General features: G+C 45.4%; 11 protein-coding genes and 2 pseudogenes. 2 read left to right on the forward strand and 11 right to left on the reverse strand.

From position 1 onward, the window contains the following. Nucleotides 1-78: 78 nt before the first annotated feature. A pseudogene (locus Q8W40_RS27445) lies at nucleotides 79-447 on the forward strand (uracil-DNA glycosylase family protein); the annotation flags it as partial. A 490-nt stretch (nucleotides 448-937) separates the two neighbouring features. On the opposite strand, the gene hemE reads toward Q8W40_RS27445, so the two are convergent. Together hemE and nudC are read right to left on the reverse strand one after the other, a co-directional pair. Next, nucleotides 938-2005 (reverse strand): uroporphyrinogen decarboxylase, encoded by a 1068-nt coding sequence (gene hemE, locus Q8W40_RS27450; RefSeq protein WP_305402036.1) that lies wholly within the window; start codon nucleotides 2003-2005, stop codon nucleotides 938-940. Nucleotides 2006-2263: 258 nt separating this feature from the next. Then, complete coding sequence (gene nudC, locus Q8W40_RS27455; protein WP_305402039.1) at nucleotides 2264-3022, reverse strand: NAD(+) diphosphatase; 759 nt, start codon at nucleotides 3020-3022, stop codon at nucleotides 2264-2266. 182 nt (nucleotides 3023-3204) lie between these two features. Here nudC and rsd point away from each other — a divergent pair, with 182 nt between their 5' ends. After that, nucleotides 3205-3696, forward strand: coding sequence for a sigma D regulator (gene rsd, locus Q8W40_RS27460; RefSeq protein WP_174715136.1), 492 nt, complete (start codon nucleotides 3205-3207; stop codon nucleotides 3694-3696). Nucleotides 3697-3885: 189 nt separating this feature from the next. Here the strand turns inward: rsd and rpoC are convergent, their stop codons facing one another. From rpoC to tuf, 9 genes and pseudogenes are all read right to left on the reverse strand, one after another. Beyond that, nucleotides 3886-8082, reverse strand: coding sequence for a DNA-directed RNA polymerase subunit beta' (rpoC, locus tag Q8W40_RS27465; RefSeq protein WP_305402037.1), 4197 nt, complete (start codon nucleotides 8080-8082; stop codon nucleotides 3886-3888). Between the two features lie 106 nt (nucleotides 8083-8188). After that, nucleotides 8189-12217: a DNA-directed RNA polymerase subunit beta gene (rpoB, locus tag Q8W40_RS27470; protein WP_305402038.1), complete on the reverse strand. Its 4029-nt coding sequence runs from the start codon at nucleotides 12215-12217 to the stop codon at nucleotides 8189-8191. A gap of 249 nt (nucleotides 12218-12466) precedes the next feature. Beyond that, nucleotides 12467-12835 carry a 50S ribosomal protein L7/L12 gene (gene rplL, locus Q8W40_RS27475; RefSeq protein WP_104400290.1) on the reverse strand — a complete coding sequence of 123 codons (369 nt, stop codon included), beginning with the start codon at nucleotides 12833-12835 and terminating at the stop codon, nucleotides 12467-12469. 57 nt (nucleotides 12836-12892) lie between these two features. After that, nucleotides 12893-13384 carry a 50S ribosomal protein L10 gene (gene rplJ / locus Q8W40_RS27480; protein ID WP_101114258.1) on the reverse strand — a complete coding sequence of 164 codons (492 nt, stop codon included), beginning with the start codon at nucleotides 13382-13384 and terminating at the stop codon, nucleotides 12893-12895. 265 nt (nucleotides 13385-13649) lie between these two features. After that, the gene (gene rplA / locus Q8W40_RS27485) at nucleotides 13650-14354 is read right to left on the reverse strand and encodes a 50S ribosomal protein L1 (RefSeq protein WP_101114259.1); all 705 of its coding nucleotides are present in this window, start codon (nucleotides 14352-14354) and stop codon (nucleotides 13650-13652) included. A gap of 4 nt (nucleotides 14355-14358) precedes the next feature. After that, nucleotides 14359-14787 carry a 50S ribosomal protein L11 gene (gene rplK, locus Q8W40_RS27490; RefSeq protein WP_101114260.1) on the reverse strand — a complete coding sequence of 143 codons (429 nt, stop codon included), beginning with the start codon at nucleotides 14785-14787 and terminating at the stop codon, nucleotides 14359-14361. 144 nt (nucleotides 14788-14931) lie between these two features. Further along, nucleotides 14932-15480: a transcription termination/antitermination protein NusG gene (gene nusG, locus Q8W40_RS27495; protein ID WP_101114261.1), complete on the reverse strand. Its 549-nt coding sequence runs from the start codon at nucleotides 15478-15480 to the stop codon at nucleotides 14932-14934. 12 nt (nucleotides 15481-15492) lie between these two features. Further along, nucleotides 15493-15894: a preprotein translocase subunit SecE gene (secE, locus tag Q8W40_RS27500; protein WP_101114262.1), complete on the reverse strand. Its 402-nt coding sequence runs from the start codon at nucleotides 15892-15894 to the stop codon at nucleotides 15493-15495. Between the two features lie 224 nt (nucleotides 15895-16118). Then, nucleotides 16119-16364 (reverse strand): annotated as a pseudogene (gene tuf, locus Q8W40_RS27505) (elongation factor Tu); the annotation flags it as partial.

Here is a 16364-nt window from a genome sequence, read left to right on the forward strand (position 1 = left end):
CTCGTAGGTTCATCTGGTGATACAGACGGTTCACTCATAAAGCGGTGAACAACGCTTCATACGACTTCAGGTCGCACAGACAAGGATGTGTTCTATGACGCATCTAAAATTGCCATCATGCCAATGGGGTTATGCTACCCGGGAAAAGGAAGGAGTGGCGATCTTCCACCAAGAAAAGAGTGCGCACCACGTTGGCATGCTTCCGTTTTGGATAACCTTCCGAACATTGAAATGACACTTCTAATTGGGCAATACGCTCAACAGTACTACCTTCAAGATAGACCAAAGACGTTAACAGACACCGTTAAAGACTGGCAAACATGGGCACCTGAATATTTACCACTTCCCCATCCCTCACCAAGAAACACCTTGTGGCTCAAAAGAAACCCTTGGTTCGAAGCTGAAGTTGTCCCTTTCATACAGCAGACCGTTTTACAGGCTTTATAGCCAAGTGGCCTCAAGATACAGGATTCAGAGCCTAATATTCTGTTTCAATTCAAGGAAAAGGACGCAGCGGAATGACGAATCCTTTCCAAGTTCTTTGACGATGAATTGGGACAGAATATAGGCTCCCAAGGGCGAGCTTAACTGGCTTTCATACTGCGTTACCGATTTTTGATTTAGAGTCACTAGATCTTCAAATCGGTGTCTTGTCTGAAAAGCCAGTTCATTCTCGCTGAACCAAGCATCTTGAGGTTACTTGGGTATATAGCATTTGGATCATAATGATCTAAACACCCCAAAAGCTACACGCATTGATCCGACAGAAGAAAAGGCAGCCTTAACAGATTGAAATAAAATAACAAAAAAAAGGTGTGCAGCTATTTTACTAATTGGCCTACTATGATCTAAATACTTTTATACCTGTACAAAAAAGCGCGCCTGCTAAGCAATGCGCGCTTGATACATATACTAGCTTGCTACATATAATAAATAGTTACTTATGGTAGGGCTTTGACAGTTCATGCACCGCTTCAACAAACACACCAGCGTTTTCTGGCGGCACGTCAAGGTGGATACCATGACCAAGGTTAAAGACATGACCAGTGTTACCCTCGCCAAAGCCTTCTAAAATTGTCGCCACTTCTTGGCGAATTCGATCTGGCTGAGCGTACAGCATTGAAGGGTCCATATTGCCCTGAAGCGCAACTTTATCACCAACACGCTTTTTCGCGTCTGCGATATTGATGGTCCAATCAAGACCTACAGCATCACATCCCGTCGCTGCGATAGACTCTAACCACATACCGCCGTTCTTAGTAAACAAAGTAACAGGGACACGTCGACCATCGTTTTCACGAATCAATCCATCCACAATCTTGTGCATGTAACGCAGTGAGAACTCGTTGTAATCACGAGGTGTCAATACACCACCCCAAGTATCAAATACCATCACAGACTGAGCACCAGCCTTGATTTGGGCATTCAAGTACTCAACAACGCTGTCAGCTAACTTATCTAGCAGCAAATGAAGTGTTTGCGGTTCTGCGTACATCATCTTTTTAATTTTGGTGAAAGCTTTTGAACTTCCCCCTTCGACCATATACGTAGCCAGTGTCCAAGGGCTACCAGAAAAGCCAATTAGAGGCACTTCACCTTGGAGATCTTTGCGAATTTGGCGCACAGCATTCATGACATACTGAAGCTCTCCTTCAGGATCAGGGATACCGATTTTATCAACATCAGCTTTGCATGTGATTGGGCTGCTAAACTTAGGGCCTTCACCCGTTTCGAAATAAAGCCCGAGACCCATCGCGTCAGGGATAGTTAGTATGTCAGAAAACAGAATGGCTGCATCAAGTGGGAAACGACGCAAAGGCTGGAGCGTCACTTCTGAAGCCAGCTCGGCATTCTTGCAAAGTGACATGAAATCCCCTGCTTCAGCGCGAGTTGCTTTGTATTCAGGAAGATAACGACCTGCTTGACGCATCATCCAGACAGGCGTGTAATCGACAGGCTCTTTTAAAAGAGCTCTCAGGTAGCGATCGTTTTTTAATTCAGTCATTCCGGCTTCTTAAATATGTTGGAAAGTCGCTATTCTACCACTTATCTCCATTATGGAAATCTGGGCTTTGCAACCTGGATCATGTTATTAGCGATAAAAATCAATGTGAAATTGATTCATTAGAGAGCGCATGTTACAAATTTGATCGCTAGCGAAAACTATAATAACTGAGTATATTAATACTCAGTATCTCATAACGACATCTTACTTACCCCTCCGGTCTGACCGGAGGTTTTTTTTATTTTAAAGCTCAATAACTTATTTACTTTCAATTACCTGAGTGATTAACGCTTTGGCGATCGTGCCTTCAGGTGCTACCTCTGGTAACTGATTAAAATCAAACCATTGCGCATCCACCAGCTCCGTTCGATCTATTCTGATTTCTCCACCAGCATAATCAGCAATAAACCCCATCATTAAACTGCTCGGAAATGCCCACGGCTGGCTTCCAAAATATTTTATATTGGATACTTTAATCCCAGTTTCTTCTTCCACTTCACGTGCGACACACTGCTCTAGCGTTTCCCCAACTTCAACAAACCCCGCTATCACCGTATACATACTACGCTTGTGACGATTATGCTGAGCGAGTAACAACTGATCCCCTTTTCGAACCGCGACTATGATGCAGGGAAATATACGCGGGTAATGTAACGTCCTACAATCAGAACACTGCATGGCGAGTTGATTGCAATTCAAGTGATTTCGCCCCCCACACTGAGGGCAAAATCTCAAACTTTGACTCATGTGACCAAATTGAATCGCTCGGCTTATCAGCAAAAAAAGTTCTTCAGGCAAATGAAGTAATGAACGCAAAGAGACTAAATCAAGGGTTTGCTCCACATCTTGGTGGTTTAACCAAACCAATTTTTTCCCTTGATAACATCCGATTTGATGAGCATTCTCAGCCTGTAAATTCAATGAGCTAGCACAGCCAAAAGGTAGCATCCCATCTTTAAACCAGACATCGCTACCTTCCACTACACACCAATATACGGACTCTTCATTTTTGAGCATGCCTAACCCTCTTTGCTTGAAGTTCAACCATTTTACTGGCAATCTAATTTCTTACCAGAGTTTGTAGCTCAGTAAGATCCGATCTATAAATTCTATATAGAGCAAGAGATTGCATTTTAAATGGACTCCTCTGGTTTCAGAGGCTTAGATTGCTGATTGGCTAGTAATCAGATCATGAGGACATGGTCATGCTGAATAAATTCAAACAAGTACAAGAACAGTGGGGTGGCTCCAGCGAAGTCATCGATCATTGGCTGGATACACGTCAATCGCTGGTAGTGGAATATTGTAAGCTTGCAACTCCACAAACCGCAAAGGGGACGGCTGTTTCTGGTCTGCCTTCTCCCGACGTTTTACAACACTTCTGCCAGCATTTGGTTGACTACATATCTGAAGGTCATTTCAAAATTTATGATATGGTGATGGATCGCTGGAAATCGACCGGCTACTCACCCACTGATGATATCAACGACACTTACGGTAAGATCGTTCTCACTACCGATCCTTTACTGAATTTCACCGATAAGTACGCAACGGTTAATGAAGATGATCCGTTAAAGGAATTAGAAAGTGAACTGTCATTGATTGGGGAAATTTTAGAAACGCGCTTTGAAGTTGAAGACCAGCTCATTCAGCTGATTGCAGACAGTCTAGCCGTACCTCCAGGAGCTTAGCTGCTCTTGGTTACGATACTTCTTAGCTAAGTTGAGTGACTCCTTGGTAGTTTGGTATTTTGGGCACTTATCGTTTTGTTTGGGTATTGAGTTCACTGTATACCCATTTTACTGAGTGACTTATTTCTCCTAAATATATCAGATACAAAAAAGGCACCTTTCGGTGCCTTTTTCTTATCTTAGCACTGATTACTCTTCAGTAGAGAAACCTGCGTTTAGAAGTGCTGCTAGGTTGTCTGTCGCTTGCTCAGCGGAAGGACCTTGGTCTTCGCGTTGCTTTTGACGCTCCTGATGGTAGGCAAAACCAGTACCAGCAGGGATTAGACGACCAACAATTACGTTCTCTTTCAGGCCACGAAGGTCATCACGCTTACCAGAAACCGCAGCTTCTGTTAGTACGCGTGTTGTCTCCTGGAATGAAGCCGCAGAGATGAACGATTCTGTTGCCAAAGAAGCTTTGGTAATACCAAGAAGCTCACGCTCATAGCGAACCAGCTCTTTGCCTTCAGCTTCTAGCTGACGGTTAGCAATCTTAACCTGAGAGTACTCAACCTGCTCACCAGGTAGGAACTCAGAGTCACCAGCGTGAGTAATTGTACACTTACGTAGCATTTGACGAACGATAGTCTCAATGTGCTTATCGTTAATCTTAACCCCTTGCAGACGGTATACTTCTTGAACTTCGTTCGCGATGTATTCTGTTACTGCACGGATACCACGTAGACGTAGAATATCATGCGGTGCTTCTGGACCGTCGGCGATAACATCACCACGTTCTATCTTCTCACCTTCAAACACGTTCAACTGGCGATGCTTAGGAATCATTTCTTCATAAGCTTCACCACCCTCACGAGTGATTACTAGACGACGCTTACCTTTCGTCTCTTTACCAAAGCTCACAGTACCTGTGTGCTCAGCAAGGATTGCAGGCTCTTTTGGCTTACGTGCTTCAAACAAGTCAGCAACTCGTGGAAGACCACCAGTGATATCTTTGTTACCACTTGATTTCTGAGGAATACGTGAAAGTGTGTCACCCACACCCACTTCCGCACCGTCTTCTAGTTGTACGATTGCTTTACCAGGTAGGAAGTAGTGAGCTGGCATGTCTGTACCAGGAATCATTACATCGTTACCTGCAGCGTCAATCAGCTTAACCGCTGGACGCATGTCTTTACCTGCAGAAGGACGAGCCGCTGCATCGGTTACTTCACTTGAAGAAAGACCTGTTAGATCATCAGTTTGACGAGAAACAGTCACGCCGTCGATCATGTCCACGAACTGGATACGACCTGCCACTTCAGTGATGATTGGCATGGTGTGCGCTTCCCAGTTAGCAACCGTTTCGCCTGCATCTACTGGGTCATTGTCTTTCTTACTTAAGATGGAACCGTAAGGCAGTTTGTGCTTCTCTTTCGTACGACCGAACTCATCAATGATGGTAAGTTCTGAAGCACGAGAAGTAATCACTAGCTTATCGTCTTTGTTGGTTACAAACTTCGCGTTGTGAAGCTTGATAGAACCTTTGTTCTTCGCTTGGATGCTGTTCTCAGCTGCTGCTGTCGAAGCCGCACCACCGATGTGGAACGTACGCATCGTAAGCTGTGTACCCGGCTCACCGATAGACTGAGCAGCGATAACACCAACTGCTTCGCCTTGGTTCACTAGGTGACCACGTGCTAGGTCACGACCGTAACACTGTGCACAACAACCGAAGTCAGAATCACACGTTACTACAGAACGTACTTTCATCTTATCAACAGAGTTTTCGTCGATAATCTGACACCACTTCTCATCAATCAGAGTATTACGTGGAATCAATACATCTTCTGTACCTGGCTTCACGATGTCTTCAGCAACAACACGACCAAGCGCAAGCTCTGTCAATGCTACTTTAACGTCACCACCCTCGATGTGAGGCATCATGTCGATACCTTCGTGAGTGCCACAATCGTGTTCGTGCACTACGACATCCTGAGCAACGTCTACTAGACGACGCGTCAAGTAACCGGAGTTCGCTGTCTTAAGTGCGGTATCCGCAAGACCCTTACGAGCACCGTGAGTAGAGATAAAGTACTGAAGTACGTTCAGACCTTCTTTAAAGTTCGCGGTGATTGGCGTCTCGATGATTGAACCATCTGGACGTGCCATCAGACCACGCATACCAGCAAGCTGACGAATCTGCGCTGCAGAACCACGAGCACCGGAGTCGGCCATCATGTAGATGCTGTTGAACGATTCTTGCTGCTCTTCTTCACCGTCACGGTTAATCACTGTTTCAGAAGACAGGTTATCCATCATTGCTTTCGCAACGCGGTCGTTCGTAGACGCCCAGATATCGATAACTTTGTTGTATCGCTCACCCGCAGTAACAAGACCAGATTGGAACTGCTCCTGAATTTCGCGAACTTCTTCTTCTGCGTCAGAAATTTCAGTGTACTTCGCGTCTGGTACAACCATGTCGTCGATACCAACAGATACACCAGACATTGCCGCATAAGCAAAACCTGTGTACATGATTTGGTCAGCGAAGATAACTGTGTCTTTCAAGCCAAGCTTACGGTAAGCCTCGTTAAGAAGCGTTGAGATTTGCTTCTTACCAAGTTTTTGGTTCACTAGGCTGAATGGAAGACCTGATGGCACGATTTGCCAAAGCATTGCACGACCGATAGTGGTATCAACTAAACCAGTATTCGTTGTGCTATTGCCGTCTTCATCAACAACAGTTTCAGTAATACGTACTTTTACGCGAGTGTGAAGCTCAACAGAGTCCGTGCGGTATGCTTTTTCAGCTTCCTCAGGACCAGCAAGGTACATACCCTCGCCTTTTGCGTTGATCTTGTCACGAGTCATGTAGTAAAGACCCAATACAACGTCCTGAGAAGGTACGATGATCGGATCACCTGACGCTGGCGACAGAATGTTATTCGTCGACATCATCAGTGTACGTGCTTCAAGCTGCGCTTCCAGAGTTAGAGGTACGTGTACCGCCATCTGGTCACCATCGAAGTCGGCGTTGTATGCCGCACACACTAGTGGGTGAAGCTGAATCGCTTTACCTTCGATAAGTACTGGTTCAAACGCCTGGATACCAAGACGGTGAAGTGTTGGTGCACGGTTAAGCAGTACTGGGTGTTCGCGGATAACTTCGTCTAGGATATCCCAAACGATCGCTTCTTCGCGCTCTACCATCTTCTTAGCAGCTTTGATTGTCGTCGCCATGCCACGAGTTTCTAGCTTGCTGTAGATAAATGGTTTGAATAGCTCAAGTGCCATCTTCTTAGGAAGACCACACTGATGCAAACGTAGGTATGGACCAACTGTGATTACAGAACGACCAGAGTAGTCTACACGTTTACCTAGAAGGTTCTGACGGAAACGACCTTGTTTACCCTTGATCATATCAGCAAGAGATTTCAGAGGACGCTTGTTAGAACCAGTGATCGCACGACCGCGACGACCGTTATCTAGAAGGGCATCAACAGACTCTTGCAGCATACGCTTTTCGTTACGTACGATGATGTCCGGAGCCGCTAGCTCTAGAAGACGCTTCAAACGGTTGTTACGGTTAATAACACGACGGTAAAGGTCGTTCAGATCAGACGTCGCAAAACGACCGCCATCTAGTGGAACTAGAGGACGTAGATCTGGCGGAAGCACAGGAAGAACCGTTAGGATCATCCACTCAGGGTTGTTACCCGATTGAATGAACGCTTCAACGATTTTCAGACGCTTAGTTACCTTCTTACGCTTAGTTTCAGAGTTAGTTGTTTCTAGCTCTTCGCGCATTTGCTCAGCTTCACGACCAAGATCCATAGTGCTTAGCAGATCTTTGATCGCTTCAGCACCCATCTTAGCAGTGAATTCATCGCCCCACTCTTCCAAGCGGTCTAGGTATTCTTCTTCTGTTAGCATCTGACCTTTTTCTAGATCAGTCATGCCTGGTTCTGTTACGACGTACATTTCAAAGTACAGTACGCGTTCGATATCACGAAGTGGGATATCCATCAACAAACCGATACGAGACGGCAGTGATTTTAGGAACCAGATGTGGGCAACAGGAGAAGCCAATTCGATGTGACCCATACGATCACGGCGAACTTTAGTTTGTGTAACTTCAACGCCACACTTCTCACAGATTACACCACGGTGCTTCAGGCGCTTGTATTTACCACAAAGACATTCGTAGTCTTTAACTGGACCAAAAATACGCGCACAGAACAGACCATCGCGCTCAGGCTTGAACGTACGATAGTTGATCGTTTCAGGTTTTTTCACTTCACCAAAAGACCACGAACGAATCATGTCTGGTGAAGATAGACCGATTTTGATTGCATCAAATTCTTCGGTCTTATGCTGTGCTTTTAGAAAGTTTAATAAGTCTTTCACAATCAGCTCCTGTAAGGAGTTAAAAGGAGCTCACCCGCTAAAGTGAGCGCCTTCTACCAAATAATCGCTTTCCTTACCTCTTAATGATCATTAAGAGGGAAAGAGATTACTCTTCGTCTTCTAGCTCGATGTTGATACCTAGTGAGCGAATCTCTTTCAACAATACGTTGAACGATTCTGGCATACCAGGTTCCATGCTGTGGTTGCCGTCTACGATGTTCTTATACATCTTAGTACGACCATTCACATCATCCGATTTCACCGTTAGCATTTCTTGTAGAGTGTAAGCAGCACCGTATGCTTCAAGTGCCCATACTTCCATCTCACCGAAACGCTGGCCACCGAACTGAGCTTTACCACCAAGTGGTTGCTGAGTTACTAGGCTGTAAGAACCGGTTGAACGTGCGTGCATCTTGTCATCAACCAAGTGGTTCAGTTTCAGCATGTACATGTAACCTACAGTTACAGGACGCTCAAACTCATCACCAGTACGACCATCAAACAGACGCAGCTGACCAGATTCAGGCAAGTCACCCAACTTCAATAGCTCTTTGATCGATGCTTCTGGAGCACCATCGAAGATTGGAGTTGCGATTGGCAGACCACCACGAAGGTTCTGTATCAAGGTACGTACTTCTTCATCGCTTAGTGCTGCAACATCAACTTTCTGACGCGTGTCGCCCAGATCGTATACTTCTTGTAGGAAGTTACGGAACTTATGCAGTTCTTGCTGTTCTTTCAGCATCTGGTTGATCTTGTCGCCAATACCTTTCGCAGCAAGACCCATATGAACTTCAAGGATCTGACCGATGTTCATACGAGACGGTACACCCAGTGGGTTAAGCACGATGTCTACTGGCTCGCCTTTTTCATCGTAAGGCATGTCTTCAACAGGGTTGATCTTAGAGATAACACCCTTGTTACCGTGACGACCAGCCATCTTGTCACCAGGCTGAATACGGCGTTTAACCGCTAGGTAAACCTTAACAATCTTAAGAACGCCAGGTGCTAGATCATCACCTTGAGTGATCTTGCGACGCTTGGTTTCAAACTTCTTATCGAAGTCTGCTTTCAGCTCGTCCCACTGCTCAGCAAGTTGCTCTAGCTGCGCTTGAAGATTTTCATCATCAAGGGACTGCTCAAGCCACTTCTTACGATCGATTGTGTCTAGCTTCGCTTCAGAGTAACCACCAGAAATCAATACGGCTTTAACACGAGCAAGAAGACCGCCTTCCAGAATCTGGAATTCTTCAGTCAAATCTTTCTTCGCTTCTTTAAGCTGCATTTGTTCGATTTCAAGCGCACGCTTGTCTTTCTCTACGCCATCGCGAGTGAAGACTTGAACGTCGATGATGGTACCGGAAACAGAGTTTGGTACACGCAGTGAAGTATCTTTAACGTCAGATGCTTTTTCACCGAAGATTGCACGTAGTAGCTTCTCTTCAGGCGTTAGCTGAGTTTCACCTTTAGGCGTTACTTTACCAACTAGGATGTCGCCACCCTTCACTTCAGCACCGATGTAAACGATACCTGACTCGTCTAGTTTAGACAGAGCAGATTCACCTACGTTTGGAATATCAGCTGTGATCTCTTCAGAGCCAAGCTTAGTGTCACGCGCCACACAAGAAAGTTCTTGAATGTGAATAGTCGTGAAACGGTCTTCCTGAACAACACGCTCAGAAACAAGGATGGAATCCTCAAAGTTGTAACCGTTCCAAGGCATGAACGCGATACGCATGTTCTGACCAAGTGCCAACTCACCAAGGTCGGTTGAAGGACCGTCAGCAAGAACGTCACCACGCGCTACTGGTTCACCCGGTAGTACAGTTGGACGCTGGTTGATACATGTGTTCTGGTTAGAACGCGTGTACTTAGTCAGGTTGTAAATGTCGATACCTGCTTCACCAGGAACCAACTCATCTTCATTTACTTTCACAACGATGCGTGATGCGTCAACCGACTGGATAACACCGCCACGCTTAGCAACTGCTGTTACACCGGAGTCAACGGCTACGTTACGCTCGATACCAGTACCAACAAGAGGCTTATCAGCACGCAGAGTCGGAACAGCCTGACGTTGCATGTTCGCACCCATCAAGGCACGGTTTGCATCATCGTGCTCTAGGAATGGAATAAGCGATGCCGCCACAGATACAACCTGGTTTGTCGCAACGTCCATGTAATCAACTTGATCACGTGGGTGCAGACCAGATTCACCTTTTTGACGAGCTGTAACCAATTCTTCTACGAATGTGCCGTCCTCTGTTAGACCAGAGTTAGCCTGAGCGATGATGAATTGACCTTCTTGAATAGCAGATAGGTAATCTACTTCATCGGTAACAATCCCATCGACTACGCGACGGTATGGTGTTTCTAGGAAACCATACTCATTACAACGCGCAAACGCAGATAGAGAGTTGATTAGACCGATGTTTGGACCTTCAGGCGTTTCGATAGGACATAGACGACCGTAGTGAGTTACGTGTACGTCTCGCACTTCGAAGCCAGCACGTTCACGAGTCAAGCCACCAGGACCCAATGCAGAAATACGACGCTTGTGCGTTACTTCTGAAAGAGGGTTGTTCTGATCCATAAACTGTGAAAGCTGTGAAGAACCAAAGAATTCTTTAACTGCCGCAGAAATGGGCTTCGCGTTGATGAGGTCTTGAGGCATGATTGCATCAAGGTCGCCTAGACTTAGACGCTCTTTAACCGCACGCTCTACACGTACTAGACCAACACGGAATTGGTTTTCTGCCATTTCGCCTACGCTACGAATACGACGGTTGCCAAGGTGGTCGATATCGTCCACTTCGCCTTTACCGTTACGGATCGCGATAAGCTTCTTCATCACTTCGATGATATCAACTTCATCAAGTGTGCCTTGCTCTAGAGCGTCTTCGCGCTCAATAGAACTGTTGAACTTCATACGACCAACAGTAGATAAGTCGTAACGTTCCTCAGCGAAGAATAGGCTTTCGAATAGCGCTTCTGCTGCTTCTTTTGTCGGTGGCTCACCTGGGCGCATCATGCGGTAGATTTCTACCAATGCAGAGATGCGATCAGTTGTGCTGTCGATACGTAATGTATCTGACATGAACGGACCGTGGTCTAGGTCGTTTGTAAACAGCACTTCAAGCTTCTTGTGACCAGCTTGAGACAAGTTAGCCAATGCTTCTAGGCTAATCTCTTGGTTTGCACCAACAATAATTTCGCCAGTGGCTTCGTTGATGTAATCATTCGAAGATACTTTACCAACGATGTATTCGATAGGTACTTCGATGTAATCAACGCCGTCTTTTTCTAGCTGACGAATATGACGTGCAGTCACACGGCGACCAGTCTCGACGTAAGTCTTGCCATTCGCTTCAATGTCAAATGACGCAGTTTCACCACGCAGACGATCAGGAACCAACTCCATAAGAAGCGTTTGGTCTTTCACTTCGAAATTCACTTTCTCGAAGAAGATATCTAGGATTTCTTCAGTCGTTTTACTCAGTGCACGAAGGATGATTGAAGCAGGTAGCTTACGACGACGGTCGATACGTACGTACAAGTTATCCTTAGGATCGAACTCAAAGTCTAACCATGAGCCACGGTAAGGGATAACACGTGCGTTGTATAAAACTTTACCTGATGAGTGGGTCTTACCCTTATCGCTGTCGAAGAACACGCCTGGGCTTCGGTGCAGCTGGGATACGATAACCCTCTCGGTACCATTAATTACGAAGGTACCATTGTCTGTCATGAGTGGAATTTCACCCATGTAGACTTCTTGTTCTTTAATGTCTTTTACAGTACCTGCTGGCGCATCTTTATCAAAAACAACTAGACGCAGTTTTACGCGCAGTGGCTTTGAGTAAGTGACGCCGCGAATTTGACATTCTTTAACATCAAAAACTGGCTCACCAAGACGGTAGCTAACGTATTGCAGCTCAGAATTGCCGTTGTAGCTCTGAATTGGAAACACAGAACGAAAAGCAGCTTCAAGACCGTATTGTCCTTCAGGATCCTGTTCGATAAATTTGTCGAACGAATCGAGCTGGATCGATAGCAGGTATGGAATGTCCAAAACTTGTGGACGAGTACCAAAGTCCTTACGGATGCGCTTTTTCTCGGTATAAGAGTAAACCATGGGGTTCCTCAGCTCGCTGATAAGTGACCCAAACTGTCCGCCCATTCCTAGTTACTTAAGGAGGGGTAAGGGACAGTGACTAAACAACTGTTTACTGTAGAACGAATTAGCAAGGTTGCTTATTCGTTTTTTTGCATGGATAAAGGCGCTTAAACAGCAGGAAAATTCGCCTATACCCTACAGCGCAAAAAGGCCGGTGGTCAATAAACCACCAGCCATTAGCCTGTCGGCTAAGAAGTTAAGTAATAATTACTTAACTTCAACAGAAGCACCAGCTTCTTCTAGTTGTGCTTTAAGAGCATCAGCTTCGGCTTTGTCAATACCTTCTTTCAGAGGTGCTGGAGCGCCGTCAACTAGACCTTTAGCTTCTTTAAGACCTAGACCTGTAGCGCCACGTACTGCTTTGATTACAGCAACTTTGTTACCGCCAACAGCAGTTAGGATTACGTCAAATTCAGTTTGCTCAGCAGCAGCTTCGCCGCCAGCAGCGCCACCAGCTACAACAGCAGCTGCAGCAGTAACGCCGAATTTTTCTTCCATAGCTTCGATAAGCTCAACAACTTGCATTACAGACATTTCTGCAACTGCGTCTAGGATTTGCTCGTTAGTAATAGACATAACAATTCTCTTTTAAGTCAACAATAAGTTTATTTTGCAACCAGTAAAAAGCAAGCCTTAAGCTGCTTCTTCTTTTTGATCGCGGATAGCAGCGATAGTACGTACCAGCTTGCCAGCTGAAGCTTCTTTCATGCACATCATTAGGCGTGCAATTGCTTCGTCGTAAGTTGGTAGTGTTGCTAGTACTTCAGCGTCAGTTACTGCGCCTTCAAATGCAGCAGCTTTAATCTCGAAGTCAGAGTTCTCTTTTGCGAAGTCTTTGAAAAGACGCGCCGCAGCACCTGGGTGCTCGTTAGAGAACGCGATTAGAGTAGGACCTGTGAAAGTGTCTACAAGACACTCATAGTCAGTACCCTGAACCGCACGACGTGCTAGCGTGTTACGCACGACTTTCATGTAAACACCCGCTTCACGAGCTTGTTTACGTAGAGAAGTCATTGCGCCAACGTTAACGCCACGAGAGTCAGCTACAACTGCAGAAAGTGCACCACTGGCAGCTTCGTTGACTTCAGCAACAATTGCTTGTTTGTCTTGAAGGTTTAAAGCCATCTTGGATTTACTCCTGGTTGTCGTTACACCACTCACATCAAAATGATGTGAGAGTTAAAACGGTGCAGTTCCAGAAGAAAGGCTATCTATTAAAAAGTCAGCTTTCTTTAGGTTCGGACACCGTCTACGTAGGTTTGATTAAGTCTGCTAATGCAAACGCCTACGGTCTTGGACGGAGACTCAGTCTTCTCGAAAGAAAAACTTAGCCCCAACCACAAATATTAGGCGCGAGATTATACATAAATTTCACGCCTAATCAAATTTATTATGCCGTTTGAGTGTTCAGGCTAGCCTGATCAACTGAAACGCCAGCACCCATTGTAGTAGAGATACTGATTTTCTTCAGGAAAGTACCTTTCGCTGAAGATGGCTTAGCTTTCTTAAGAGCAATAAGAAGAGACTCTAGGTTCTCTTGAAGTTGCTCAGCTGAGAAGTTAGCTTTACCGATAGTCGTGTGGATGATGCCATTCTTGTCGTTACGGTAACGAACCTGACCAGCTTTAGCATTTTTAACAGCTTCAGCAACGTTAGGAGTTACAGTACCAACTTTAGGGTTTGGCATTAGACCGCGAGGACCTAGGATAGTACCTAGTTGACCAACAACACGCATTGCATCCGGAGAAGCAACAACTACGTCGAAGTTCATTTCGCCTTTCTTCACTTGCTCAGCAAGATCTTCCATACCTACGATATCTGCGCCAGCTTCTTTGGCTGCTTCAGCGTTTGCACCTTGAGTGAACACTGCAACGCGGATTTCGCGACCAGTACCGTGAGGTAGTACAGTTGCACCACGTACGTTCTGGTCAGATTTACGAGCATCGATGCCTAGGTTAACAGCAACGTCTACAGACTCAACAAATTTAGCAGTCGCTAGTTCTTGAAGAAGTGCAACAGCTTCGTTGATTTCGTATTCTTTAGTTACGTCAACTTTTTCGCGGATTACGCGCATACGCTTAGTAAGTTTTGCCATAATATTAACCCTCTACCACTAGGCCCATTGAACGAGCAGTACCTGCGATAGAACGCTTCATCGCTTCGATGTCAGCACCTGTCATGTCTGCAGCTTTAGTTTCTGCGATCTCTTGAAGTTGAGCGTCAGTAACTGTACCCACTTTCTCAGTGTTTGGACGACCAGAGCCCGACTTAACACCCGCGGCCTTCTTAAGAAGAACTGCTGCTGGCGGAGTCTTTGTTTCAAAAGTGAAAGAACGGTCGTTGTATACTGCGATAACAACAGGGATCGGTAGACCTTTTTCTACAGATTCTGTTTTTGCGTTAAACGCTTTACAGAATTCCATGATGTTCACACCATGCTGACCTAGTGCAGGACCAACCGGTGGACTTGGGTTTGCCATACCCGCTGCAACTTGCAGCTTGATATAAGCTTCAACTTTCTTAGCCATGATATTTCCTAAATTTTGGGTTCAAACGCCAACCTGTTGGTAAGCTCCCCGTTAGATACAAACCTTTCTACTTCCTTCGAAGTAAAAAGGCGCGAAATTATAATCATAATTCGCGCCTTTAACAACCCTATAATAGGTGTTTTTTTAGTCAAGCTTATCGACTTGACCAAACTCGAGTTCAACCGGTGTTGCACGACCAAAGATCGATACAGACACTTTAATTCGGCTTTTCTCGTAATCCACTTCTTCAACCGTTCCGTTAAAGTCAGCAAATGGTCCTTCGTTAACACGAACCACTTCACCAGCCTCAAACATCGTCTTAGGACGAGGGGCTTCGCTTGCTTTCTCAAGACGATTTAGAATTGCATCCGCTTCTTTATCAGAAATTGGAGCAGGACGATCAGAGGTACCACCAATGAAGCCCATGACACGCGGCACACTGCGCACTAAGTGCCATGATTCATCATTCATGATCATCTGAACTAGGACATAACCTGGGAAGAACTTACGCTCACTCTTACGGCGTTGACCTGCACGCATTTCCACAACTTCTTCTGTTGGAACAAGAACTTCACCAAAAAGTTCCTCCATATCGTGCATCTTAATGTGCTCGCGAAGAGATTGTGCAACACGACCTTCATATCCAGAGAAGGCTTGAACCACATACCAGCGTTTTTTAGGAGCTTCACTCATGTATTAAAACCCTCAAACTCCAGTCGCTAGAGCAACCAAACGAACCATAATGCCGTCGATTCCCCAAAGCGCTAAAGCCATAACTATACTAACTGCTAATACAATCAATGTTGTTTGCATGGTTTCTTGGCGAGTTGGCCAAACCACCTTACGAACTTCAACTTTTGCTTCATTTGCAAAAGTGATTGCTGCTTTACCTTTACCCGTTGTAGCGATAACAGCCAATGCAGCACCGACGAGTGCGACTGCACCTGCTGCACGGAATACTACGTTTAGCTCATACAATGTAAACTCTTCACCACCACCAAGAAGAGCGTTTCCAACAACAGCAGCAGCAAGCAGAATAACAGCGACAATCCACTTTAATGTATCTGCTGCATTTGAGCTATCAGGAGTTTCAGCATTTGCTTTCATAAAACCAACCTGTGACAAGTCTTAAATATAGACGACAACAACCCCGCTGTTGCAGGGCACATTCCATCGCATTGGAACCCAACGCATGCCATGAAAAAAATGAGATCTTTTTCACAAAATTCTTTGCTTTGAGCAGAAAATGACAAACCTTGTCATTCATCTCTTTTTATAGCGCAGAAAAAGGGCATCAAATGATGCCCTTTTTACTAGCTGTTCGTCAAATCTTATTCAAAGATTTTCGCAACAACACCAGCACCTACAGTACGACCACCTTCACGGATTGCGAAACGTAGACCTTCATCCATTGCAATTGGAGCAATTAAAGTCACTGTCATTTGTACGTTGTCGCCAGGCATTACCATTTCAACACCTTCAGGAAGAGTGATGTCACCCGTTACGTCCGTAGTACGGAAGTAGAACTGTGGACGGTAACCTTTGAAGAATGGAGTGTGGCGACCACCTTCGTCTTT

Origin of the sequence: Vibrio penaeicida (assembly GCF_030689305.1) — a bacterium.
Taxonomy (GTDB): Bacteria; Pseudomonadota; Gammaproteobacteria; order Enterobacterales; family Vibrionaceae; genus Vibrio; species Vibrio penaeicida_B.